Source organism: Acinetobacter sp. YH12211, assembly GCF_013418015.1.
Taxonomy (GTDB): domain Bacteria; phylum Pseudomonadota; class Gammaproteobacteria; order Pseudomonadales; family Moraxellaceae; genus Acinetobacter; species Acinetobacter towneri.
In genome coordinates, this window is sequence record NZ_VPCW01000011.1 from 1 (window position 1) to 23,433 (window position 23,433).

Annotated in this window: 25 protein-coding genes and 1 other RNA gene; 14 read left to right on the forward strand and 12 right to left on the reverse strand. The window is 41.2% G+C overall.

Annotated elements, in window-relative coordinates; genetic code table 11:
* The 5 genes from FTU98_RS07485 to FTU98_RS07505 form a co-directional block, all read right to left on the reverse strand.
* Positions 1 to 653, reverse strand: a 653-nt coding sequence (locus FTU98_RS07485) for an IS66 family transposase zinc-finger binding domain-containing protein (protein WP_180050892.1), incomplete at its 3' end; no start/stop codon positions are given.
* A gap of 74 nt (positions 654 to 727) precedes the next feature.
* Entirely contained in the window at positions 728 to 1,039 is a 312-nt protein-coding gene (gene tnpB, locus FTU98_RS07490) for an IS66 family insertion sequence element accessory protein TnpB (RefSeq protein WP_179991371.1), read from the reverse strand.
* Positions 1,040 to 1,059: 20 nt separating this feature from the next.
* Complete coding sequence (locus tag FTU98_RS07495) at positions 1,060 to 1,443, reverse strand: transposase (RefSeq protein WP_154320783.1); 384 nt, start codon at positions 1,441 to 1,443, stop codon at positions 1,060 to 1,062.
* 21 nt (positions 1,444 to 1,464) lie between these two features.
* Positions 1,465 to 2,424, reverse strand: a complete 960-nt coding sequence (locus FTU98_RS07500; protein ID WP_154320781.1) for a LysR substrate-binding domain-containing protein — start codon at positions 2,422 to 2,424, stop codon at positions 1,465 to 1,467.
* A gap of 74 nt (positions 2,425 to 2,498) precedes the next feature.
* On the reverse strand, positions 2,499 to 2,927 hold the full coding sequence (locus FTU98_RS07505) for an HD domain-containing protein (RefSeq protein ID WP_004976725.1): 429 nt from the start codon (positions 2,925 to 2,927) through the stop codon (positions 2,499 to 2,501).
* Between the two features lie 120 nt (positions 2,928 to 3,047).
* Here FTU98_RS07505 and FTU98_RS07510 point away from each other — a divergent pair, with 120 nt between their 5' ends.
* Positions 3,048 to 3,377, forward strand: a complete 330-nt coding sequence (locus FTU98_RS07510) for a hypothetical protein (RefSeq protein ID WP_167845971.1) — start codon at positions 3,048 to 3,050, stop codon at positions 3,375 to 3,377.
* 94 nt (positions 3,378 to 3,471) lie between these two features.
* On the opposite strand, the gene glnG is transcribed toward FTU98_RS07510, so the two are convergent.
* Together glnG and glnL are read right to left on the reverse strand one after the other, a co-directional pair.
* Positions 3,472 to 4,950: a nitrogen regulation protein NR(I) gene (gene glnG, locus FTU98_RS07515; protein WP_154320780.1), complete on the reverse strand. Its 1,479-nt coding sequence runs from the start codon at positions 4,948 to 4,950 to the stop codon at positions 3,472 to 3,474.
* Complete coding sequence (glnL, locus tag FTU98_RS07520) at positions 4,937 to 6,046, reverse strand: nitrogen regulation protein NR(II) (RefSeq protein ID WP_004976718.1); 1,110 nt, start codon at positions 6,044 to 6,046, stop codon at positions 4,937 to 4,939. The genes glnG and glnL overlap by 14 nt, the downstream gene beginning before the upstream one ends.
* A 350-nt stretch (positions 6,047 to 6,396) precedes the next feature.
* Between glnL and rimO the strand changes: the two genes are divergently transcribed.
* From rimO to lpxA, 12 genes are all read left to right on the forward strand, one after another.
* The gene (rimO, locus tag FTU98_RS07525) at positions 6,397 to 7,740 is read left to right on the forward strand and encodes a 30S ribosomal protein S12 methylthiotransferase RimO (RefSeq protein WP_096901422.1); all 1,344 of its coding nucleotides are present in this window, start codon (positions 6,397 to 6,399) and stop codon (positions 7,738 to 7,740) included.
* A gap of 84 nt (positions 7,741 to 7,824) precedes the next feature.
* On the forward strand, positions 7,825 to 8,553 hold the full coding sequence (gene pyrH / locus FTU98_RS07530; RefSeq protein WP_004976712.1) for a UMP kinase: 729 nt from the start codon (positions 7,825 to 7,827) through the stop codon (positions 8,551 to 8,553).
* Between the two features lie 88 nt (positions 8,554 to 8,641).
* Positions 8,642 to 9,196, forward strand: a complete 555-nt coding sequence (gene frr, locus FTU98_RS07535) for a ribosome recycling factor (RefSeq protein ID WP_004976711.1) — start codon at positions 8,642 to 8,644, stop codon at positions 9,194 to 9,196.
* Positions 9,197 to 9,199: 3 nt separating this feature from the next.
* The gene (gene uppS / locus FTU98_RS07540; protein WP_004976709.1) at positions 9,200 to 9,952 is read left to right on the forward strand and encodes a polyprenyl diphosphate synthase; all 753 of its coding nucleotides are present in this window, start codon (positions 9,200 to 9,202) and stop codon (positions 9,950 to 9,952) included.
* A 3-nt stretch (positions 9,953 to 9,955) separates the two neighbouring features.
* The gene (locus FTU98_RS07545) at positions 9,956 to 10,780 is read left to right on the forward strand and encodes a CDP-archaeol synthase (protein ID WP_136143951.1); all 825 of its coding nucleotides are present in this window, start codon (positions 9,956 to 9,958) and stop codon (positions 10,778 to 10,780) included.
* A complete protein-coding gene (gene ispC, locus FTU98_RS07550) occupies positions 10,781 to 11,977 on the forward strand; it encodes a 1-deoxy-D-xylulose-5-phosphate reductoisomerase (RefSeq protein WP_154320779.1) in 1,197 nt (398 codons plus the stop codon). It abuts the gene before it with no gap.
* A gap of 3 nt (positions 11,978 to 11,980) precedes the next feature.
* The gene (gene rseP, locus FTU98_RS07555; protein ID WP_180050896.1) at positions 11,981 to 13,336 is read left to right on the forward strand and encodes an RIP metalloprotease RseP; all 1,356 of its coding nucleotides are present in this window, start codon (positions 11,981 to 11,983) and stop codon (positions 13,334 to 13,336) included.
* A gap of 42 nt (positions 13,337 to 13,378) precedes the next feature.
* A complete protein-coding gene (bamA, locus tag FTU98_RS07560) occupies positions 13,379 to 15,823 on the forward strand; it encodes an outer membrane protein assembly factor BamA (protein ID WP_180050899.1) in 2,445 nt (814 codons plus the stop codon).
* Positions 15,824 to 15,864: 41 nt separating this feature from the next.
* Positions 15,865 to 16,365, forward strand: a complete 501-nt coding sequence (locus tag FTU98_RS07565) for an OmpH family outer membrane protein (RefSeq protein ID WP_104851908.1) — start codon at positions 15,865 to 15,867, stop codon at positions 16,363 to 16,365.
* A gap of 3 nt (positions 16,366 to 16,368) precedes the next feature.
* A complete protein-coding gene (gene lpxD, locus FTU98_RS07570; RefSeq protein WP_004976698.1) occupies positions 16,369 to 17,439 on the forward strand; it encodes a UDP-3-O-(3-hydroxymyristoyl)glucosamine N-acyltransferase in 1,071 nt (356 codons plus the stop codon).
* Between the two features lie 2 nt (positions 17,440 to 17,441).
* Positions 17,442 to 17,930: a 3-hydroxyacyl-ACP dehydratase FabZ gene (gene fabZ, locus FTU98_RS07575; protein WP_004976697.1), complete on the forward strand. Its 489-nt coding sequence runs from the start codon at positions 17,442 to 17,444 to the stop codon at positions 17,928 to 17,930.
* On the forward strand, positions 17,927 to 18,715 hold the full coding sequence (gene lpxA, locus FTU98_RS07580) for an acyl-ACP--UDP-N-acetylglucosamine O-acyltransferase (protein WP_019836491.1): 789 nt from the start codon (positions 17,927 to 17,929) through the stop codon (positions 18,713 to 18,715). The genes fabZ and lpxA overlap by 4 nt, the downstream gene beginning before the upstream one ends.
* A gap of 70 nt (positions 18,716 to 18,785) precedes the next feature.
* Here the strand turns inward: lpxA and FTU98_RS07585 are convergent, their stop codons facing one another.
* A complete protein-coding gene (locus tag FTU98_RS07585; RefSeq protein ID WP_180050935.1) occupies positions 18,786 to 19,631 on the reverse strand; it encodes a YbgF trimerization domain-containing protein in 846 nt (281 codons plus the stop codon).
* A 348-nt stretch (positions 19,632 to 19,979) separates the two neighbouring features.
* Here FTU98_RS07585 and ffs point away from each other — a divergent pair.
* Positions 19,980 to 20,076, forward strand: an RNA gene (gene ffs / locus FTU98_RS07590) — signal recognition particle sRNA small type.
* Positions 20,077 to 20,142: 66 nt separating this feature from the next.
* Here the strand turns inward: ffs and FTU98_RS07595 are convergent.
* The 4 genes from FTU98_RS07595 to FTU98_RS07610 form a co-directional block, all read right to left on the reverse strand.
* Entirely contained in the window at positions 20,143 to 20,826 is a 684-nt protein-coding gene (locus FTU98_RS07595) for a regulatory protein RecX (RefSeq protein ID WP_179990156.1), read from the reverse strand.
* An 81-nt stretch (positions 20,827 to 20,907) separates the two neighbouring features.
* Positions 20,908 to 21,954, reverse strand: a complete 1,047-nt coding sequence (gene recA, locus FTU98_RS07600) for a recombinase RecA (RefSeq protein ID WP_004976691.1) — start codon at positions 21,952 to 21,954, stop codon at positions 20,908 to 20,910.
* A 144-nt stretch (positions 21,955 to 22,098) separates the two neighbouring features.
* Complete coding sequence (locus FTU98_RS07605; RefSeq protein ID WP_004976690.1) at positions 22,099 to 22,539, reverse strand: RNA-binding S4 domain-containing protein; 441 nt, start codon at positions 22,537 to 22,539, stop codon at positions 22,099 to 22,101.
* On the reverse strand, positions 22,532 to 23,206 hold the full coding sequence (locus tag FTU98_RS07610) for an HAD-IA family hydrolase (RefSeq protein WP_096901429.1): 675 nt from the start codon (positions 23,204 to 23,206) through the stop codon (positions 22,532 to 22,534). Before FTU98_RS07610 ends, FTU98_RS07605 begins: the two co-directional genes overlap by 8 nt.
* Positions 23,207 to 23,433 lie beyond the last annotated feature (227 nt).

The following is a 23,433-nucleotide window of genomic DNA, read 5'->3' on the forward strand; positions in this document are numbered from 1 at the left end:
CCTTTATCAATCACATAGGCGGGCATCGCTTGCTGAGTCAGGGTGTCGCACTGATCACAGACCCATTTGCCACGTACATGCTGTTCCTTATAGAACTGTGCCGGTCTGAAATGCAGTTTTTCACTGACATCTTCGCCGATACGACGAAGTTGGCAGCCACAAGCACATTGGGTTGATGCAGGTTCATGCTCAATACGGATGGTGTGTAGATGATCTGGCAGTGGTCGACGTTTAGGTTTGTTGACTGTGGCTTTCTGTGTCCCTGCATCGGTTTTATCTGCATTTAATCGTTCTAATTCCAGATCAACGGCTGCAATATCTTCTTCGACCGCTTCGTCCCATAGATGGATTTGTTTTGCGGTGAGATGTTCGTTTTTACTGCCGAATTTATGCTTTTTAAACAGCGCCAGTTCATGCTCGTATTTTTGATTGAGAATAGAAAGATGCTGAACTTTAGAATCTAATTGCTGATTGGTGACTTCAAGATGTTGAACTTTGGCATCTAATTGTTGATTGGTGACTTCAAGATGTTGAACTCTGGCATCTAATTGCTGGTTTGATTGTGCTAGAGACTGATGCTGCATCGCCAACTGTCTGGTGAATTCCAGCAGTTGTTCATGGGTCAGTTGGCTTAAGTCAGGCAGCGTATTCATGACCGCAGTATGCCTGAGGTCATGAAGAGAATGAAATAGAACGTTTGGAGGATGGCAGAATGGTCGAGCTTGGTTTAGAGCATATTCACCACTTGCTGCAATCCAATTCTCTGCCAAGGCAAACCTTGGATTAATGCCTGTAACTGTTCCGGGCTGAGGGCCACGGTTTCACCTTGGTGAACTTGAGCCCAGTGAAATTTACCCTGTTCCAAACGCCGGGCACACAGCCAGATGCCCAGTCCATCATGTACCAACACTTTCATACGATGACCACGTTTATTACAGAACAGGTAGGCGCAATGCGGTTTGATTGAGCCAAAGGCTCTCACCACCTGAGCCATGGTCGTATCCATACCTGCACGCATGTCCATGGGCTGAGTAGACAACCAGATTTCATCAATGCGGATCATGTTGCAAGTGCCTTGAGTAATTCTGCCAAGACAGGTATTTCTGATGTCTGCCATTTTAGCTGAATATCATTATTCGTATGAGGCACGGTGATACACAACGTGATCCTCTCATCAATAGGTTGGCTGATTTCAGCAGTGTAAGGCAAAGCAATAAATGCTGGATTCACATGAGTAGGATCCTGCACGGCACCCTCATGATGGCTGAAGATCCTGATCCAACGACTGACAAGGTTGGCATTAATACTATGTTGCAGTGCGACCGAAGCGATCGAGGTATTAGGATTTTTACAGGCATTGACAATACTGAGTTTGAATTCTTTGCTGTATGTTCTGCGTTTTTTAGCAACAGGAGGTGTTGCTGAATATATATCCATGTTCATGGATTAAGTCCCCACTTGTTTTTAGGTGGGAACTAAATTAAGGCTTATAGGATCGCTTGGTAAGGCTGTGTTAGCCGGATGCTTACGAATGGTTAGCTTTTCGACCAAATAGTCGATAAATACACGTACAGCAGGTAATAAACCACGGCGTGATGGATAGACGGCATGGAAAATACCATGCGGTGCGTGCCAGTCGGGTAAAACACGAACCAATTCACCCGATGCAACATAATCTTCAACAATCGTGTCAGGCAACAACACAATGCCACAATTTTGTCGTGCCAATTGCGCTAGCATCATTAAATCTGAACCCATGACTGTAGGGTTGACCTTAATTTTTTTCGGTTGCTGTTGTTGATCATGCACAACCATGTATTGATCTAAATGCTCATCCGACATGCTTAAAATTTTATGATGACTTAAATCTTCAGGTTTTTTCAAATCGCCAAATTCATTCAAATAAGCCTGACTGGCAAATAGATGTTGTTCGATGTTGCTGAATTTGCGAATCACCAAACTTGGATCATCATCTAAATTTGAGCGGACACGCAGGGCAATGTCGATCCCTTCGTTGACGATATCGACACGACGGTTGCTGACAATTAGCTGTACTTTAATTTCAGGGTAGGCTTTCAAAAACTCAGGCAAGATTTTGGCAATTTCATTTTGTGCAATTGAAACAGGTAAGCTGACTTTAATTACACCACGCGGTTGAATACTTAGGTGATCGACCAAGTCGTGCGCGGCTTGGGCAGCATTCATCATTACTTGCGCATGCCGATACACATTCATACCAATTTCTGTGACCGCAAAATGACGTGAGCTGCGCTGAATTAAACGCACACCTAAGCGTTCTTCTAGGTTGTGTACGCGTCGGCTAAGTTTGGATTTTGGAATATCGGTGGCGCGTTCTGCTGCACTAAATCCACCATGTTCGACCACTTGGGCAAAACAATAAAAATCATCCAAATCTGTAAGCATGACTAAATTCCATTTATGCAACAATACTTAAATTAAAGTGGCATCGTTGCATGTTGTCAATCTTTAATTGTGCTTTATTGCTGTGCTTTTTGCAGAATCTCTAAAACTTGTCGGTATTCTTCTAAACGGGCTAAATCACGTGCTGTAGGATTGGGAATCCGCGTTAAATTCATGTTGTCTTGCACATCTGCAATTTTTACAGCACAGGCAAGCGGGTTTTGTGCAGTACGCATAGCCGCTTGAACACGAGTTTCATGCGGCAGTTTGGTGAGCGCCTGAATTGCTTGAATAATATGCGTTTGAAATCCTAAATTTTGCAGGTCTTGTGCTGTGGTGTGGGTATCTTCAAGAATGTCGTGCAGTACAGCGACAATTTGCTGATCGGGCTGTTGTAATTGCAACATTACACGTAAGGGATGCAAAATATAAGGCTGACCGCCTTTATCTAGCTGCCCTGTATGTTGTTGTACTGCAAGTGTAATTGCATTTTCTAGAGTTGCCATAAGTATAATTAAAAAAATTTCTATAATTATAAGCCGTGCTTAGCGCAAAATATAGAAATTGCTTGTTATGATGCAAACAGATTTTATGTTTATCTATTTTACTATTGGTGATGCTGCTCTATGCCATATCAACTCATTGAACTGAATACGCCTGCGACTGAAAATTTGCTTTGCCCACATTGCCAACATGCTGTTATTGATTGGGCAGAAGAACAATATATTCAGCCTTGCGAGCATACTTTGTTTGTCGCAATGGATTTGGGTTTTGAATATGCCTCAGATGTATTTGAACAAACCATGCCACGCAGTGTCGATGAAATTCATGCACATGATGATCAGTTGGATATGTGGCAAGAACTGACTTCAAGTCGTTATCCGCAATATTTGATTTATAAAACGGATTTAGGCGTGCAAGGTTTATCTCGCTATGTTGGATTTACCGCGGCTTAATTGCACTTAACTTAGAGAGTCTAAGATATAAAAATAGGGAAATTCAAAAGCTGAATTTCCCTATATTTTGATGGATTAGATATTTTTTCTGCGTTTAGCTCTCCATATCTTCTTCTATTTCATCATCGGCACTGTCCATTCCTAATTCTTTGAGTTTTCGCGTCAAAGTATTACGTCCCCAACCCAATAATTCAGCGGCATGACGTTTACGTCCACGGGTTTGTTGCAGTGCAGCATTAATTAAGGTGCGTTCAAACATTGGAATGGCGATATCCAGAAGTTTCATCTCGCCATTTTTTAACTTTTGTACTGCCCATTGCCCAAGTAATTCATCCCAATGCTGCATAGATACCCGATCTGCCACATGAAGCGCAGAATGTTCGGCTAATTTTTCAATTGGAATTTGCTTGAGTTCGGTTGGTAAATCTTCAGGATAGACCTCACGTCCTGTAATCATCACGGTAAGCCAGCGACAAGTGTTTTCCAATTGGCGCACGTTACCTTGCCACGGCAATTGCTGCATATATTCGACTGTTTCAGGACGCAATATTTTTGGACTCACGCCTAATTCTTTGCCTGCACGTGCCAAAAAGTGCTGTGCCAACATTGGAATATCTTCACTGCGATGCGCCAGTTTAGGAATATGAATCCGAATGACGTTCAGGCGATGATATAAGTCTTCACGGAAGCGTCCATCTTGTACCAGTTTTTCCAAATCCTGATGTGTTGCTGCGACAATCCGTACATCCACTTTGACAGCAATATGTCCACCAACCCGATAAAATTCACCATCTGCCAAGACGCGCAATAAGCGGGTTTGGGTTTCAAAAGGCATATCACCAATTTCATCTAAAAACAAGGTGCCGCCGTTGGCTTGTTCAAAGCGTCCCTGACGTTGTGTATTGGCACCTGTAAATGCACCTTTTTCATGTCCAAAAAGTTCGGTTTCAATCAAATCTTTCGGAATGGCTGCCATATTCAGCGCAATAAATGGTTTGCTGCTACGCGGTGAGTGGCGATGCAGTGCATGCGCCACCAACTCTTTGCCTGTACCTGATTCACCATTAATGAGCACAGTAATGTGTGATTGCGATAAACGACCAATCGCACGAAACACTTCCTGCATGGCAGGCGATTCACCAATAATTTCTGTCGATTGAATTGGCTGCACTGTCGATTTTGCAGATTCTTGCTGTTGTAGTTTGGTGATATGCAAAATTGCACGATTGACTAAAGCAAGTGCTTCATCAATATCAAAAGGCTTGGGTAGGTATTCAAATGCACCTGTTTGATAGCTAGATACTGCCGATTCTAAATCGGAGTGCGCAGTCATAATAATCACAGGCAAGTCGGGATAACTGACTTTGACTTTGCCAAGAAAAGTTAAACCATCAATTCCAGGCATGCGAATATCGGTCAAAATTACATCGGGTGCATCTTGGTTTAACTCATCTAGTGCAGACTGTGCTTCTTCAAAACTGGTGACTTCAAAACCTTCTTCTCTAAAAGTTTTTTCCAGTACCCAGCGCATTGCACGGTCATCATCAATCACCCAAATTTTATTTCGCGACATGACTCGCCTCCCAAGGTAAATATAAGCTAAATATTGTTTTTCCTGGAATGGATTGGCATTCAATCATTCCGTTATGTTGATGCATAATATTTTGTGCGATGCTCAAACCAAGTCCTGTACCGTTTGCGCGTCCAGTCACCAATGGATAAAACACGGATTCTAAAATGTCTTCAGGTACGCCTGGGCCGTTATCTTCAATATCAACACGTACGGTAGAACGATTCAGCACACCATTAATGGTAACCAAGCGTTGAATACGAGTTCTTAAAATCAATTCAGGTCGATGCTCGGTAAAGAAATCGGGATGTTCGGTCATGGCTTGTACTGCATTGGCGCAAATATTCAGCATGACTTGAATCAATTGATCGCGGTCTGCCATGACTTCAGGTAAAGAAAGGTCATAATCACGGATAATATTTATTTTGTTTTTAGTTTGATTGACGATCAGGCTGCGCACCCGTTCTAAAGGTTCGTGAATATTGACCAGTTCATAGCTTGGTAGTTGGCGTGAGCCGAGCATGGTATCGGCCAAGTTTCTTAAACGATCTACCTCGCTAATAATAATGTCGGTAAATTCATCATATTTCGGGTCATTTAAACTTCGTGCTAACAGTTGTGTCGCACCACGAATTCCTGCAAGCGGGTTTTTAATTTCATGTGCCACACCACGAATCAGCTGACGTGCGACTTGATGCTGTTGAATAAAGTTTTCTTCTTTGGAAATTTTGAGCATCCGATCAATCGGATTCAATTCAATCAGCAAAAGAGGATGATAAGGCTTGCCTGCATTTAACTGTGATGCAGTGTAATCGACATGAATATCTTTAAAATTGACATTAATGGTCGCTTCACGGCGGGTGTAGGGTTGACCAGTTTTGATGGTATTCAGGAAAGCCTCTTGCGTATTGAACTCATCATCAGGCATGTGCAGCAAATTTAAAACGGGTTGCCCCGAAGCGCGAATTAAACTGATATCAAACAATGCTTCACAAGACGAGTTTAAATAAAAAATATTCAGGTCACGATCAACCAGTAAAATTGCGGTGCTGAGGTTATCCACCAAAAGACGATAGTCAATGCTCTGGGTCTGATCCATTCGTGAATGCTTCCTGTATGAAATATTGTGCAAGGGCATTGTCATGTGTCAGCCATGTTCCAAATTTGGATCGAATTGAGGCGAATTAAGCAAAATGCACGCCAACTTTTCGTTTTTAGTGCATTTATCACTGAAGAATCGGAAAAATGCGCAGGAACTGGACTGAATTTTCAAGATATAACGGATAGCAGAAACACTGTAAATAAAAAATGCATTAAAATGGTGCAATATTTAAATCATTCAGCCTGAATGGTTGTATTTTGGTGCATTATGCAAAGAGTCGGCTATTTCTCTATTTTTATGCAAAGAAAAGTCATACAATACGCGCATTCTAGTGGAGTGCAGATTCTATGAAATCCCCCAAAGTCGGTTTTGTTTCTTTAGGTTGTCCTAAGGCATTGGTAGATTCCGAACGAATTTTAACTCAGTTAAAAACTGAAGGTTATGATGTCGCATCTGATTATGAAGGTGCTGACTTAGTTGTTGTCAATACATGTGGTTTTATTGAATCTGCAGTACAAGAGTCCTTAGACGCGATTGGCGAAGCCATGAATGCCAATGGTCGTGTCATTGTGACAGGTTGCTTGGGTAAAGATGAAGATAAAATTCGTCAAATGCATCCCAACGTATTAAAAGTGACTGGCGCGGCTGCTTATCAGGACGTGATGGAAGCGGTGCATCAATATGTTCCTGAGCCACCAAAACATAATCCATTTATTGATTTGGTACCTGAACAAGGCATTCGTTTGACGCCTAAACATTATGCCTATCTTAAAATTTCAGAAGGCTGTAACCATCGCTGTACTTTCTGCATCATTCCAAGCATGCGTGGCGATTTAGTTTCGCGTCCTGTGGGTTCGGTATTAGAAGAAGCTGCAGCACTGAAACGTGCAGGCGTAAAAGAAGTATTGGTAATTTCTCAAGATACTTCTGCCTACGGCGTAGATACCAAATACAAATTGGACTTTTGGAACGGTCAGCCTGTTAAAACCAAATTCTATGATATGTGTGAAGCCTTAGGGCAATTGGGTATTTGGGTGCGTTTGCACTATGTCTATCCATATCCGCATGTGGATGCTGTAATTGATTTAATGGCACAAGGCAAAATTTTACCTTATTTGGATATTCCATTCCAACATGCCAGCCCGAAAGTATTAAAGTTGATGAAGCGACCTGCGCACAGCGAAAACACGTTGGAGCGTTTAAAACTTTGGCGTGAAAAATGCCCTGAGTTGGTGATTCGTTCAACCTTTGTGGTGGGTTTTCCAGGCGAAACAGAAGAAGATTTCCAAATTTTGCTCGACTGGCTAAAAGAAGCGCAATTAGACCGTGTTGGTTGCTTTACTTATTCACCTGTTGAAGGTGCGGCAGCAAACGACTTGCCAGATCATGTGCCAGAAGAAATCAAGCAAGAACGCTATGAGCGTTTTATGCAGGTTCAGCAAGAAATTTCAGCAGCTAAACTGCAAAAACGTATTGGTCAAACCATGACCGTGTTGGTAGATGATTTGGAAGAAGAGTTTCCAGTCGCAGTGGCACGTTCTTATGCAGATGCACCAGAAATTGATGGCAACGTCTTTGTAGAAGATATTGACAAGAGCGTGATTAAAGCAGGTGATTTACTTGAAGTTGAAATTACCGATGCCGATGAATACGACTTATTTGCCAAGCTGATTCAGGTCAAATCTGCATAATAATTTGCAGATTTGGCTTGCAAGCTGTAAGCCATAAAAATTGTAAAAAATTAAAGTTTAGAATTTAGAATTGGAGTAATGACAATGTTAGATTCAAAAAAGCCACGTTATGCACGTATCTTGTTGAAACTATCGGGTGAGGCACTTGCGGGTAATAAAGACATGGGGATTGATGCGCAAGTGCTCGATCAAATGTCTTTGGCAATTGCACACTTGGTTGGTTTAGGTGTGCAAGTGGGTATTGTTGTCGGTGGTGGTAACTTATACCGTGGCAGCCAATTACAAAAAGATGGTTTAGTCGGCCGTGTAACAGGCGACCAAATGGGTATGTTGGCAACGGTGATGAACGGTTTAGCCATGCGTGATGCCTTGGTGCGCCGTAACATCAAAACCCGTTTAATGTCTGCATTGCCTATTGGTACAGTGGTTGAGTCTTACTCAAGCCGTGATGCGATTCGTCACCTGACTCAAGGTGAAGTGTGTGTGTTCGTTGCGGGTACAGGCAATCCATTCTTTACCACAGATACAGCAGCATGTTTACGTGGTATCGAAATCGAAGCTAACTTGATCTTAAAAGCGACCAAAGTAGATGGCGTATATAACAAAGATCCAAGCAAATACGAAGATGCGGTGAAATATGACACACTTACATTTGATCAGGTGTTGGATGAAAAATTAGGTGTTATGGATTTAACTGCAATCTGCTTATGCCGCGATCACAATGTGCCGTTGCAAGTTTTTGATATGAATAAAGCAGGTGCATTGCTTTCTGTAGTGATGGGCGAAAAAGAAGGAACTCACGTTACGAACTAATGTACGTGAGCCACAAAGCTCTTTATACTACGGTTTAATTTAACCCTATATTTTGACTCAAATTTTAGAATACAGTAAGGAAGATCTTATGATTAACGATCTTAAAAAAGACAGCGAAGAACGTATGAGCAAGACTTTAGAGTCTTTAGAACATGGTTTTGCCAAAGTACGTACAGGTCGTGCACATCCATCAATTTTAAATGGTGTGATGGTTTCTTACTACGGTTCCGATGTGCCACTTAACCAAGTAGCCAACATTGGTGTAGAAGATTCACGTACCTTATTGGTTCAGCCATTTGAGCGTTCAATGGTGTCTGCAATTGATAAAGCAATTCGTGAGTCAGATTTGGGTCTAAACCCAATCACAGCCGATGCAATTCGTGTACCGCTTGCAGCATTGACTGAAGAAACTCGTCGTGACATGCAAAAAGTTGCGCGTTCTGAAGCAGAAAATGCCAAAGTTGCTATTCGTAACATCCGCCGTGATGTATTGGGCGACATCAAAGCATTATTGAAAGAAAAAGAAATTTCTGAAGATGATGAGCGCCGTGCAGCAGATGACATCCAAAAAATCACAGACAAATACGTTGCAGAAGTAGACAAGCGTCTTGCTGCAAAAGAAGCTGAGTTGATGAAGGTCTAATCAATGACCACATCGGAAGACAGCGCGTCTTTGCCAAAACATGTTGCCATCATTATGGATGGCAACAATCGTTTTGCAAAAAAAAATCAAATGCAAAAAGGGGAAGGACATCGCTCTGGTAAAGATGTACTTGACCCGATTGTTGAACATTGTAGAAAAAAACACATTCAAGCTTTAACCGTTTTTGCTTTTTCGAGTGAAAACTGGAATCGTCCGCAGTTTGAAGTGGATTTACTCATGCAATTGCTGGAAACCACAATTCATGAGCAATTACCACGCATGGAAAAATTCAATATTGCCTTACGTTTTATTGGTGACCGTTCACGTTTGTCGCCGCATTTGCGTGAGTTAATGTTGCATGCCGAACAAAGGACTGCTAATTTCAACAGTATGACACTCACAATTGCCATTAGTTATGGTGGTATGTGGGATATGGCACAAGCTGCAAAACAAATTGCTGCAGATGTTGTGGCGCATAAAATTGATATTGAACAAATAGATACACAACTTTTTGGTCAATATGTCAGTCTGGCAGACCTACCACCTGTCGATCTGTTGATTCGTACAGGTGGCGATTTTAGATTGTCCAACTTTTTACTTTGGCAAGCTGCGTATGCTGAATTGTATTTTACCCAAACCTTGTGGCCTGAATTTAGCATAGAAGAATTTGACGATGCACTGGCAGTATTTGGTGGTCGCGAACGTCGTTTTGGTAAAACTTCTGAGCAAATTCAACAAGAGAAAATTGAGAATTAATACATGTTAGAGCGGATTATTACCGCATTGGTATTGGTTGCTGTGGTGTTGAGTTGTATGTTTGCAACTCAGTCGCACTATCCAATGTTTATGCTGATGATTGTTGCAGCAGGGGTTGCGGGCTATGAGTGGTTCAAACTCATGCCAAGAAAAACTAAATATGTCCTCAAACCTGTGGCTTGGGGCTTTGGTGTATTGACTGCCGCTTTGGCAGCAATGGCACTTTATTTTAGTGATATTGCCTTGTTACTTTGGGCAGCTTCTATTTTGACATGGTTACTCAGTATTTATTGGGTCAAGTCTTATCCAGAATACGATGCATGGTATAACCCAAGCTTAAGTTTTATTGGTTTTATTCTAATTTCTGCTGCGGTCACTGCAATTTTTTCCGTATGGAATAGTTCGCCGTGGTGGTTAATGTACTTGTTCTTGTTGGTTTGGGGTGCAGACTCAGGTGCTTATTTTGTTGGGCGTAAACTGGGCAAGAAAAAACTTGCACCGAATGTCAGTCCAAACAAATCAGTAGAAGGCTTATATGGCGGTGTTTTTACTGCCATGCTAATCGTGATTGTTGTTGAAGTGGTGTATTTAGACCTGACTTTGGCACAACATATTTTATTCCTGATTCTTTCGGTGATTACGGTATTTAGCTCGGTATTGGGCGATTTATTTGAATCCATGATCAAACGCCGTGCAGGTATTAAAGACTCTGGGCGCGTCTTGCCAGGTCATGGTGGTGTGCTAGATCGGATTGATTCTTTGCTTGCAGCAGCTCCAATTTTTGCTGCGGGTATGTATGTTTTAAAACTTATTGGCGTAGATTTATAAATGTCACAAGCTGTTTGTATCTTGGGTGTGACAGGTTCAATTGGACAAAGCACCCTAAAAGTACTGCAACAACATCCAGAGCAGTATTCAGTTTTTGCCGTGACGGCGCACAGCCGAATTCAAGAACTGGTTCAAATATGCAAACAGTACCATCCTAAAATTGTGGTTGTACCTGCGTCAAAAGTTGATGAGTTACAGCAATCACTTGCACAGCAACATATTTCTGAAATTGAAATTCTAAGCGATGAAGCGGGTCTAATCGCAGTTGCCGAACATCCTGAAGTGGATGTGGTAATGGCAGCCATTGTTGGTGCGGCAGGTTTGTTACCTACACTGGCTGCGGTTAAAGCGGGTAAACGCGTATTATTGGCCAATAAAGAAGCTTTGGTGATGTCGGGTGACATCATGATGCAGGCGGCACGTGAACATGGAGCTTTGTTATTGCCTGTAGATTCTGAACATAACGCGATTTTCCAATGTTTGCCTGAACATTATTTACAGGCTGAGCGGAATGGACAACCTAAGTTAGGTGTATCACAAATTTTACTGACTGCTTCGGGCGGCCCATTTTTAAACCACAGCCTAGAAGAACTGCAACACGTTACTCCTGCACAAGCTTGCAAACATCCAAATTGGTCTATGGGACAAAAAATTTCGGTAGATTCTGCAACCTTAATGAACAAAGGTTTGGAATTAATCGAAGCGTGTCATCTTTTTGCAATTTCAGAACACTTTGTTACAGTGGTGGTGCATCCACAGAGTATTATTCATTCCATGGTTCAATATGTGGATGGTTCAACTTTGGCGCAAATGGGTAATCCTGATATGTGTACGCCAATTGCGCATGCTTTGGCGTGGCCGCAGCGTATCCAAACGCATGTTCCGCCTTTAGATTTGTTTGTCAATCATCAGCTTGATTTTCAAGCACCCGATACCACACGTTTTCCTGCCTTAAGTCTGGCACGTCAAGCCATGCAAGAAGGTGGTCTGGCGCCTGCTATTTTAAATGCAGCAAATGAAATTGCAGTTGCAGCATTCTTGCAGCAAAAAATTCGTTTTACTGAAATTGCGACAGTGGTTGAGCATACCTTGAACCAAATACAAAATTCAGCCGCAGAAAGCATTGAACTGATTTTGCAGGCAGACCAAAATGCTCGTGCTATTGCACAGTATTTTGTGTTGAATAAAGGAAGCTAAAGCATGAGTGCCTTATTTATTGTGGTTGCAGCGATTCTTTTGCTAGGACCTTTAATTGCAATTCATGAGTTTGGGCACTACTTTGTTGCACGTAAATTAGGTGTCAAAGTTTTGGTGTATTCCATAGGCTTTGGGCCAACCATTTTAAAATGGACGTCTAAAAAATCGGGGATTCAATATCAGCTTTCGGCACTGCCTTTGGGTGGCTATGTCAAAATGCTTGATGAACGCGAAGAAAACGTTGCAGAAGCAGACCTACCTTATGCCTTTAATCGTCAGCATCCGTGGAAACGTATTGTGATTGTGGCAGCAGGTCCGTTAATCAACCTGATTTTTGCCATATTATTGTTCTGGCTATTATTTTTACCCTCTCAAGAACAGTTGAATACCCGTGTGGGTAAGGTACTGGCAGATACACCTGCGGCGGCAGCGCAAATGCAAGTAGGTGATAAGATTACCGCCATTGATGGTACGCCTGTGACGACATGGGAAAAGCTGAACTTTGCCTTGGTAGATCGTGTAGGTGAAACAGGCAAGATCCAGGTACAGGCGGAACGCGCAGGTGAAATCAAAACATTTAGCTTACCCATTCAAAATTTCTTAAATGATCAATCCCAATCACCTTTAGATATCTTGGGTTTTACACCGTATCGCCCACAAATTCCTGCAATTGTCAGTAAGTTAAGTGAAGATGGTGCGGCCATTCGTCAAGGTATGCAAGTCGGCGATCAAATTGTTGCGATTGATGGCGTAAAAATGAATGACTGGTACGATGTGGTACAAGTTGTTCAAGCATCGCCAGAAAAATTACTGAAAGTAGATGTGCTGCGTAACAATCAAGTACAGCAACTGGAAGTGATGCCGCAAGGCAAACGTGACAATATGGGCAATGTTTCGGGTGTATTGGGTGTGCAAAGTGATCCTGGAAAAATTGTCATTCCAGAAGATTATAAGCAAACCATTCAATACAGCCCGAGTGAAGCTTTATTTATGGCGGTAGATAAAACAGGTCAGCTGTCTAGCATGATTCTGAATTCTATTGTCAAAATGGTACGTGGTTTAATTGGTTTCGATAACTTATCTGGCCCAATTACCATTGCTAAAGTTGCAGGACAAAGTGCGGAAATGGGGTGGCAAACTTTTATTTCCTTTATGGCACTCATGAGCGTAAGCTTAGGAATTCTAAATTTATTGCCAATTCCAATGTTGGATGGCGGGCATTTAGTTTATTATTTTATCGAGCTGATTCGTGGAAAACCTGTTTCTGAACAAATACAATTAGTTGGTTTAAAAATTGGTATGGTACTGCTTGGAAGTATGATGCTCCTTGCATTATTTAATGACATTATGCGTTTATAACAACGTAGATACGAAATAAATTTAACACTGGAAAAGACTGGCATGCAGCACACACATTTATTTATGCCCTTGGCACTGGTTAGTGCAATGGCGGCAACACAACAAGTATATGCAGCAGATGAATTTATTGCGCGAGATATAAAAATAGATGGTCTTGTTCGTTTAACGCCAGCCAATGTCTATGGAATGATTCCAGTGAATAGTGGTGATCGTGTCAATGAAGCAGTGTTGGCCAATGCGATTCGTTCACTCTATGCCACAGGTTTGTTTGATGACATTCAGGCCAGTCGTGAAGCCGACACTTTAGTGTTTAAAGTGGTTGAGCGCCCAATCATTTCTAAGGTTGAATTTAAAGGCAATAAACTGATTCCAAAAGAAGCGTTGGAAGATGGTTTAAAGAAAATGGGTGTGGCTGAAGGTGAAGTACTGAAAAAGTCAGCACTACAAACTTTAGAATCTGAACTTGAACAGCAGTATATGCAGCAAGGTCGTTATGATGCGGATGTACGTGTCATTACCACAGCACGTCCAAATAACCGTGTAGATTTAACTGTAGAGTTTGTTGAAGGCAAAGCTGCCAAAGTGGTAGATATCAACATCATTGGTAATACGGTATTTAAAGAAAGCGACATTAAGCAGGCGTTTGCAGTTAAAGAAAGTAGCTGGAGTTCGATTGTTACCCGTAATGACCGCTATGCACGCGAAAAAATGGCAGCAAGCTTGGAAGCATTACGTGCGTTATATCTTAATAAAGGTTATATCAACTTCAATATCACTAACTCTAGCTTGAATTTGAGCGAAGACAAAAAGCATATTTTTGTTGAAGTTTCGGTGGATGAAGGTGAGCAATTCAAGTTTGGTGAAAGCAAGTTCTTGGGCGATGCTTTATACAAACCAGAAGAACTTACGGCACTGAAAATTTATAAAGATGGTGAAACCTATTCACAAGAAAAAGTGAATGCGGTGAAACAATTGTTGCTGCGTAAATATGGTAATGCAGGCTATTACTATGCCGAAGTGAATATTGTTCCGCAAATTGACAAAGAAACTAAACTGGTAGATTTAAACTACTACATCAACCCAGGTCAGCAAGTTACAGTGCGTCGTATTAACTTCGCTGGTAACAGTAAAACCGCCGATGAAGTACTGCGTCGTGAAATGCGTCAAATGGAAGGCGCATTGGCAAGCAATGAAAAAATTGATTTGTCTAAAGTCCGTTTAGAGCGTACAGGTTTCTTTAAAACCGTTGATGTCAAGCCTGTGCGTATTCCAAATGTGCCAGACCAAATTGACTTAAATGTAAATGTAGAAGAACAGCACTCAGGTACAAGTACTTTAGCGGTAGGTTTCTCGCAAAGCGGTGGTGTGACGTTCCAAGCTGGTTTAAGCCAAACCAACTTCTTGGGTACAGGTAACGCAGTTTCGATTGATTTATCACGTTCTGAAACTCAGGATTACTATAACCTGAGTGTGACCGACCCGTACTTCACGATTGATGGTGTGCGTCGTGGTTACAACATGTACTACCGTAAAACCAAGCTAGATGATAACTATAACGTAAACAACTATGTGACAGACAGTTTTGGTGGCGGAATTAACTTTGGTTACCCAATTGATGAAAACCAAAGCATTAGTGCAGGTTTAAACATTGACCAGACTGAAGTTACAACGGGTAATCGAGTCTCAACATATATTCGTGACTATTTATTGGAAAATGGCGGTAAAGAAATTGGTTCATCAAATTATTGTATAGATAATAATGATCCTTGTGGAACAAAGCTTAAAGCTGATCGCTTCTCTGGTGATTACTTAACTTACAATCTGAACTTAGGGTGGTCGTATAATACCTTAAACCGTCCAATTTTCCCAACCAATGGTATGTCGCATCGCGTTAATGCTGAAATTGCTTTGCCTGGCAGTGATGTGGAATTCCAAAAAGTGACTTATGATGCACAGGCTTATTTCCCATTAGGTCATGATTTTGTCTTACGTGGCTATAGTAAGTTAGGTTTTGGTAATGATTTACCATTCTATAAGAACTTCTATGCAGGTGGTTATGGTTCGGTACGTGGTTATGATAACAGCACGCTTGGTCCTAAATATGACAGTGTCTATGCGGAACATAATTCATTGGAAAATTTCGATTTGGAAGAAGTGGGTGGTAATGCTTTAGTCCAATTTGGTACAGAATTGGCTTTACCAGTGCCATTTAAAGGGGATTGGACACGTCAAGTCCGTCCAGTGGTTTTCGCAGAAGGTGCCCAAGTCTTTGATACCCAGTGTGATGTTTCTTCATCTGCTGATTTGAGAAAGTACTGTAAAGACAACTACGGCTTTGACTTCGGTGAAATGCGTTATAGCGTGGGTGTAGGCTTTACTTGGATTACCATGATTGGTCCATTGTCACTCAGCTATGCGTATCCGTTGAATGATAAACAAGGCGATGATACTAAAAATATTCAATTCGAAATTGGTCGTACTTTCTAAGTACGACTCGTGTTGGATTGTTTAAACACAGGATGTAGCATATGAAAAAAACAATATTGAGTTTGGCATTGTTGGGTTTATCTACAATGGCAGCAGTAGCACATGCTGCAGGCTATGGTGTAGTAAGTTTAGAGCGTGTTGTAGAAAATAGCAGTTATCTCAAACAGCAAAATTTAGCTTTGCAGCAGTCGGTCAAACCACAAACCACTAAGCTTGAACAGCTGACAAAAGAGTTGGAAGCCATGCAGCAGCGAGCGCAGCAGGCTACGAATTTGTCAGATACTGAAAAGCAAAAAATGAATACACAGTTTCAAGCGAAATTGAAAGAATTTAATGGTTTGCAACAAGTGGTACAAACCCGTGTTCAGTCAGAATTGCACAAAATTAACGATGGTTTTGAAACTCGTTTAAAGCAAGTTGCTGAACAATTGCGTAAAGAAAATGGTTTAGATGTAGTTTTGAATAAAAACTCGGCACTTGCCTATGACCCGAAGTATGATTTAACTGATAAAATGATCCAAAAGGTCAACGCACTTAAATAATCAATGAGTTCCCAACATTATCGCTTAGAAGAAATTGCTGGTTTAGTTCAAGGTCAATACATTGGACAAGCCGATTTACGTTTGCAAGGTTTGGCAAGCCTTGAGTCTGCTCAGGCGCATCAACTTGCATTCGTGAATGGCGATAAATATTTAGCGCAAGCACGTAGCTCCCAAGCGGGAGCTTTAATTGTGACCGCTTCACTACAAGCCGAGTTAGACAATCATCACAACTTTATTGTGGTCGATAATCCATATCTGGCTTTTGCAATTTTGACTCATGTATTTGAGCGCAAGCATACGCAACGTGGTATAGAAAGCACAGCCCAAATCCATCCATCAGCCATCATCGCCGATAGTGCCTATATTGGTCATTACGTCGTAATTGGTGAAAATTGTGTGGTGGGTGACAATACGATTGTGCAATCGCACTGTAAAATTGATGACTTTGTCGAAATTGGTCAACAGTGTTTTATTGATTCACACGTGACTTTGACAGGCGCAGCCAAGCTTGGACATCGTGTGCGCATACACGCCAATACTGTAATTGGCAGTGAAGGCTTTGGCTTTGCACCTTATCAAGGCAAATGGCATCGTATTGCACAGTTGGGTTCGGTGATTATTGGCAATGACGTTCGTATTGGCTCGAATTGCAGCGTAGATCGCGGTGCACTAAATGATACAATTTTGGAAGATGGTGTCATTATTGATAACCTTGTGCAAATCGCACATAACGTCAAATTAGGTGCTCATACGGCCATTGCAGCAAAAACTGCCGTGGCTGGAAGTGTGACAATTGGCAAAAACTGTATCATTGGTGGTGGAAGTGCAATTTCAGGGCACTTAAATATTGCTGATAATGTGACTTTGACAGGAATGTCAATGGTCACAAATAATATTTCTGAATCAGGAAAATATTCGTCAGGTATAGGCTTGTTTGAAAATCAAAAGTGGAAACGTACTGTTGTGCGCCTCAGACAATTAGCAGATGTGCCATTGACCCAATTGGTGAAAAGACTTGATGATATGCAATCTCAAATTGAGTCCCTTGAATCAACTTTTAAATTGCGTAAATAATTATGATGACTGAGTCGAATTCTAGCACCTTCACTAAACCTGAATTGCCAATGCACATTCAAACCATTCGTGAATATTTACCCCATCGCTATCCGTTTTTATTGGTAGACCGCATTGTAGAAGTCACTGATAACGGTATCGTGGGTTATAAAAACGTATCTATCAATGAAGAATTCTTGCAAGGACACTTCCCGAATTATCCGATCATGCCGGGTGTTTTAATCGTTGAAGCGATGGCACAAGTGTCGGGTATTTTAGGTTTTATCATGAATAATGAGAAACCGAGCGCAGGTTCTTTGTTCCTTTTTGCAGGCGCAGAAAAAGTTCGATTTAAAAAACAAGTCGTTGCAGGCGATCAACTTGTATTAAAATCTGAATTAGTTATGCAAAAACGAGGCATTTACAAATATAATTGTATCGCCACCGTTGATGGCGTCGTCGCAGCAACCGCGGAAATTATGGTTTCGCATCAGAAAACAGAGCAAGCATGAGCAATAACCCACTCATTCACCCAACCGCTATTATTGACTCATCTGCAGTAATCGCTTCAGATGTCACGATTGGTCCATACTGTATTATTGGCCCAAATGTAACGATTGGTGAGGGTACAAAACTTCATTCGCATGTGGTGATTGGTGGTTACACCCGTATTGGTCAGCACAATGAAATTTTCCAGTTCGCCAGCGTAGGTGAGGTCTGTCAGGACTTAAAATATGCAGGTGAGGAAACTTGGCTAGAAATTGGTGATCACAACAAAATTCGTGAACACTGCAGTTTGCATCGTGGTACGGTGCAAGACAATAGCCTGACCAAAATTGGTAGTCACAACTTACTTATGGTCAATACGCATATCGCACATGACTGTATGGTGGGTGATCACAATATTTTTGCCAATAACGTGGGTGTGGCAGGTCATGTGCATGTTGGGGATTATGTGGTTGTCGGTGGAAACTCTGGTATTCACCAATTCTGTAAAATTGACTCTTATAGCATGATTGGTGGTGCATCGCTTATTCTTAAAGATGTGCCTGCGTATGTCATGGTTTCTGGTAATCCTGCACATGCATTTGCAATGAATGTGGAAGGAATGCGTCGTAAAGGCTGGTCGAAGGATGTGATTCAAGGTCTTCGTGAAGCCTTTAAACTCATTTACAAATCTGGATTAACCACTGAGCAAGCCATTCAGCAAATTCGCAGTGATATTTTGCCAAATGTGGCAGAAGCGCAGCGTTTAATTGATTCTTTAGAGCAATCTGAACGTGGTATTGTGCGTTAAGCTTTGAGTTTGTCGAATGCGGCAAGCTTCAGAATATTAAAAGACATCCTCGGATGTCTTTTTTATTGGCTTATTTAAAGAATCTTGCTTCTTCAGACTTTGGGTATTGGCTCAGAATTTTACTTTTGTATTGCGCTGCCAAAGCAGGTTTGTGATCTACATCTTGCGCAATACTATATAAACGATATAGGGCACTTGATGCTTTTGCAGATTGAGGGTACTTGGTTGCCACAATTTCAAAATTCTTTTTGGCTTCGGTGTAATTGGTCGGTTCAATCGCTAAATTAAACTCAGCTAACCAAAAATACGCATTGCTGATATACACACTGTTTGGGTGGTTTTTAATAAAGTTTTGCATAGGTGCAATCGCTTTTTTGGCACCACCTTGTTTATAGGCATCCAATGCAACAGTATAGGCTGCTTTTTCCAGCTCAATATTGGTATTTAAACCTTGAGCTGTTGGACTCACATGCGTTGTATTTTGCACAGATTGCGTGGCATTGTTGTTTAACTGGTTGTTGCTGGCGCTGGGTGCAGTATCTTTTTGGTTATCCTCCTCAGCGGCAGGAGCAGATTCAGGGTCTATTTTTTGTTGGAGCAGTTCTAGACGTTGATCTAAATCGGTATAGCGATTTTGCAATTCATGTTTGAGCTGCGCAATTTCATTGTCTTGTTCTTCAATTTTGCCACGTAACTGGCGGATGTCATTTTCAAGTTGCTGATTTTTTTGCATCAACTGCCAATTGATATTGGTGGGTACATTGGCAGTTGCCATATTACTCGTTGCAATCGCAGGGCTATTGGCATAGCCAGCACTGCTTTGGCTGAGGTTGTGGCTTTCAATTGGAATATTGGCAAATACAGACGTTGAGCACAGTAGGGCAAGAGCACAAAGTGCATGCTTTTTTAGCATAATTGAATATCCATCTTAATCTTGTATAAGTGAGTCCTTGTAAGCGTATTGGACTCAACCTGTTGATTTGGTCATTTTCCACATTTAAAACGTCCGCGCGTGGAATTGCAATAAGCTTTTACAAACTTATCATCAATCTCAGCGCAATATGGGTAAATCTAGGATTTAAATCTCAAAATAATTTTATGATGGTTTAGTTAGACTAAGTTTTGAATTTTAAGTGAGGTTATTCTATAAATGTCTTCAATTGTTTTTAAAATAATCAATTGGATAGCATTATAAAAGGAAATACAGAACAACGCTTGCAAGTTTGTTAAAAATCTCTATACTCTGTTTTTGCAATGGTAGCCCTGCTGGTTACTTCGCAATTGTACTCTACGAACCCCGTCAGGACCGGAAGGTAGCAGCGGTAGTGGAACTATGATGTGCCGAAGGCTTGCTGGTAGGGTTGCCACCAGTTTTGAAATAATAATTCTATTTATCTTCTACTTATTTTGATCTTATATCCACTATTTTAAAAATCCTGCTCTTTCCTACGAATTGCTTTCATAATCGCATCCATATCAAAGCCCCGATACTGTAAAAAACGAATTTGTTTGGCTTTAAGTTTTGGCTCGTTTGCGACTTCTGTGCCGAATTTTTTCACTTTCAGTTGATAGGCTTGTTCTGCCCAATCAGTTTCTTTAAGTTCTTCTGAAATTAAACTGCTATCCACTTTTTTGTTTTTAAGTGCCATTTTAATGCGATTTGGCCCTTTACCTTGGCGCTTTTGGCTAGCCAGTAACATTTCTGCAAGACGCTGATCACTCTGATAATTTTCGCGTGCCAGTTCATTGACTAATTCAATCACTTCATCACGGTTTTCTGCATATAAAGCCAATTTTTCAATTAAGTCATTTTTAGAATATTCTTTACGAGTTAAGACAGCGAAGGCATAGCTACGTAGACGAGAACCTGTCAGTCCTGGGCGTTTGCTTTGCTGTTCGTCAGGGTCTTCAATGTATTCTTGATCATCAATGGCATCTGTATAAGCAGGGTATTGTTTATTAATGTTAGGCGCAGAATTTGAGGCAAAATGCAGGGCAGATGTTGTTTCTGAATATGCCTGCTTAGTTTGGCTGCATGATTGCTCATCTTCGCCAAATTGTTGTTTTAGCGCAGCATAATCAATCAGTTTGGGGAATTTATTTTCAGACATGGTAATGCTTCCATATACAATAAAACGCTCCGTAGAGCGTTCTATTTAATTCAGTTTGTTGTGTTCATCTTAGCGCATGCTTTAAACATCAAGTAAGTCGAATTCTTCTTCGTCTTTATCTTCTACAGGTGCAGCTTGACCTGTCGTGAGTAGTTGTTCACGAATAATCGCTTCGATGCCTTTAGCAAGCTCTGGATGTTCTTCAAGATGGCGAATGGTGTTGTTTTTACCTTGACCAATTTTATCGCCTTGATAAGAATACCAAGCACCAGCTTTTTGCACGATATTTTGTTGAACAGCTAAATCGACCAGCTCGCCCAAATGGTTAACACCTTTACCGTAAAGAATTTGGAACAATGCTTCTTTAAATGGAGGTGCCATTTTGTTTTTCACAACTTTGACTTTGGTTTCAGAACCAATAATCTCGTCACCTTCTTTCACCTGACCTACACGGCGAATATCTAAACGAACAGAAGCATAGAACTTCAATGCGTTACCGCCAGTTGTGGTTTCTGGGCTACCAAACATTACACCAATTTTCATACGAATTTGGTTAATGAAGATCACCATACAGTTCGAACGTTTGGCATTACCTGTGATTTTACGCAAGGCTTGGCTCATTAAGCGCGCTTGTAAGCCCATGTGTGAATCACCCATTTCACCCTCAATCTCGGCGCGAGGGGTTAAGGCAGCCACGGAGTCGACTACAATCATGTCAATTGCACCAGAACGTACCAACATATCGGCAATTTCAAGGGCTTGTTCACCGTTGTCTGGTTGCGATACTAAAAGATTGTCAATATCTACACCAAGTTTACGTGCATATTGAGGATCAAGCGCGTGTTCGGCATCAATAAAGGCACAAGTTCCACCAGCTTTTTGACATTCTGCAATGGCTTGCAAGGTCATAGTCGTTTTACCTGATGATTCAGGGCCGTAAATTTCAATGATACGACCTTTAGGTAAGCCACCAATACCCAATGCAATATCTAGGGTCAATGAGCCTGTAGATACGGCTTCTACCGCTTGCACAGTGTTGTCACCAAGACGCATGACTGTGTTCTTACCAAATTGTTTTTCAATCTGGCTTAACGCAGCGTTTAACGCCTTGCTTTTATTCTCATCCATCTTACAACCTCAATACGATGTCACGAAACAATATACTCAAGTGGATGCATTTACTTAAATCTTTTCCACATGCAATATAGTGACAGAATTTGTCCTGTAGTTCTATTTATATCACGGGCTGTGCGACAGCCTGTGACGCTCTATTTAATCATCATTATATGACCAAAATTGGTCAAATTGCTGATCATTCTCTTGTTTAAATTTGCTGATGTCACGACGGTCTTTTTTACTTGGTCGATGATCAGGTCGTGCTAGATTATGCAACTTTCTTTGGGTCGCAATCAATTCCCTGCGTGCAATACTCACTTCAGTTTCTTCATAAAGTTGCTGAGCGACAGGGGCAGGGCCGCGTACGCCGGATAATGCCTTGACCAATACGGTTTTCTTATCAAAACCTTGTTGAATGGTCAGCTCAGTTCCCACACGAATTTCTTTGGAAACTTTAACGCGCTCGCCATTGTGATGTACTTTGCCGCCTTCAATGGCAGCTTTTGCAATAGAGCGGGTCTTGAAAAAACGTGCAGCCCATAGCCATTTATCAATTCGGATCGTTTCAATGGCTTCGTGGGACGAAGTTTTAGGCATATTTTTGAGTGTCCTCAAATTGTTCTAAGACAGGAATTAAATCTGTTAATTGGTGCAACATAGGGTAATTACAAGTCTGACGCGTAGGTTTTGCTGAGGATGGCTGGGCAATACTATATAAGTGTCCAATCCCAAAGGCTTTAGCACCATTAAGCACCTTTTCGGTGTCATCTATAAAATAGCAATCTTCAGGATTAAATGCATGTTGTTGTTGCAATGTTTGCCAAAATTCAACGCGCTCTTTGGCATAACCAATACTTTCAGAACTAACAATCACTTCAAAATACTTTGCTAAACCTGTATGTGCTAATTTAAAGTCTAAACCTGCACAATCGGCATTGGTGGTGAGCCAAATGTGATAGCCATTATTTTTTAAATATTCCAGTAATTCGATAGCTTGTGGACGCAACGTGACTTGATCTTTATATTCAAGTTGCATCGCAAGCATATCTACACCCACTTTAGCCGTCCAAAAACGTGAGGAATACCACTCTAAGGTGTGGCTATGCGCTTGATAAAAATCGTATAAAATTTCTTTGCTGCGCTCTAAAGAACAGGCGTGTAATTCTGCATAGCGAATAGGCAGTTGTTCATTCCAAATAAAATCATCATAAGCGAGATCTAACAGCGTTCCGTCCATGTCAAACATGATGATATTTTTGTGCATTTAGACATCCTAAACCATTAAGCAATTGCCAAAAGGCAAATAAAACTGGCTCATTTAAACATGCTTGAGGCATAACTCAAAATACTGTCTGATTATTCGCCAAATTGTGCTAGGCTAAATAAATAAGCACTGTACATGCGTTGCATATAAATTAGGTGAGATGGGGCAGTTGTAAAAAGTAACTGTAGCGTTCACAAAAACAATTTTTTTGACATATTTCTGTATTT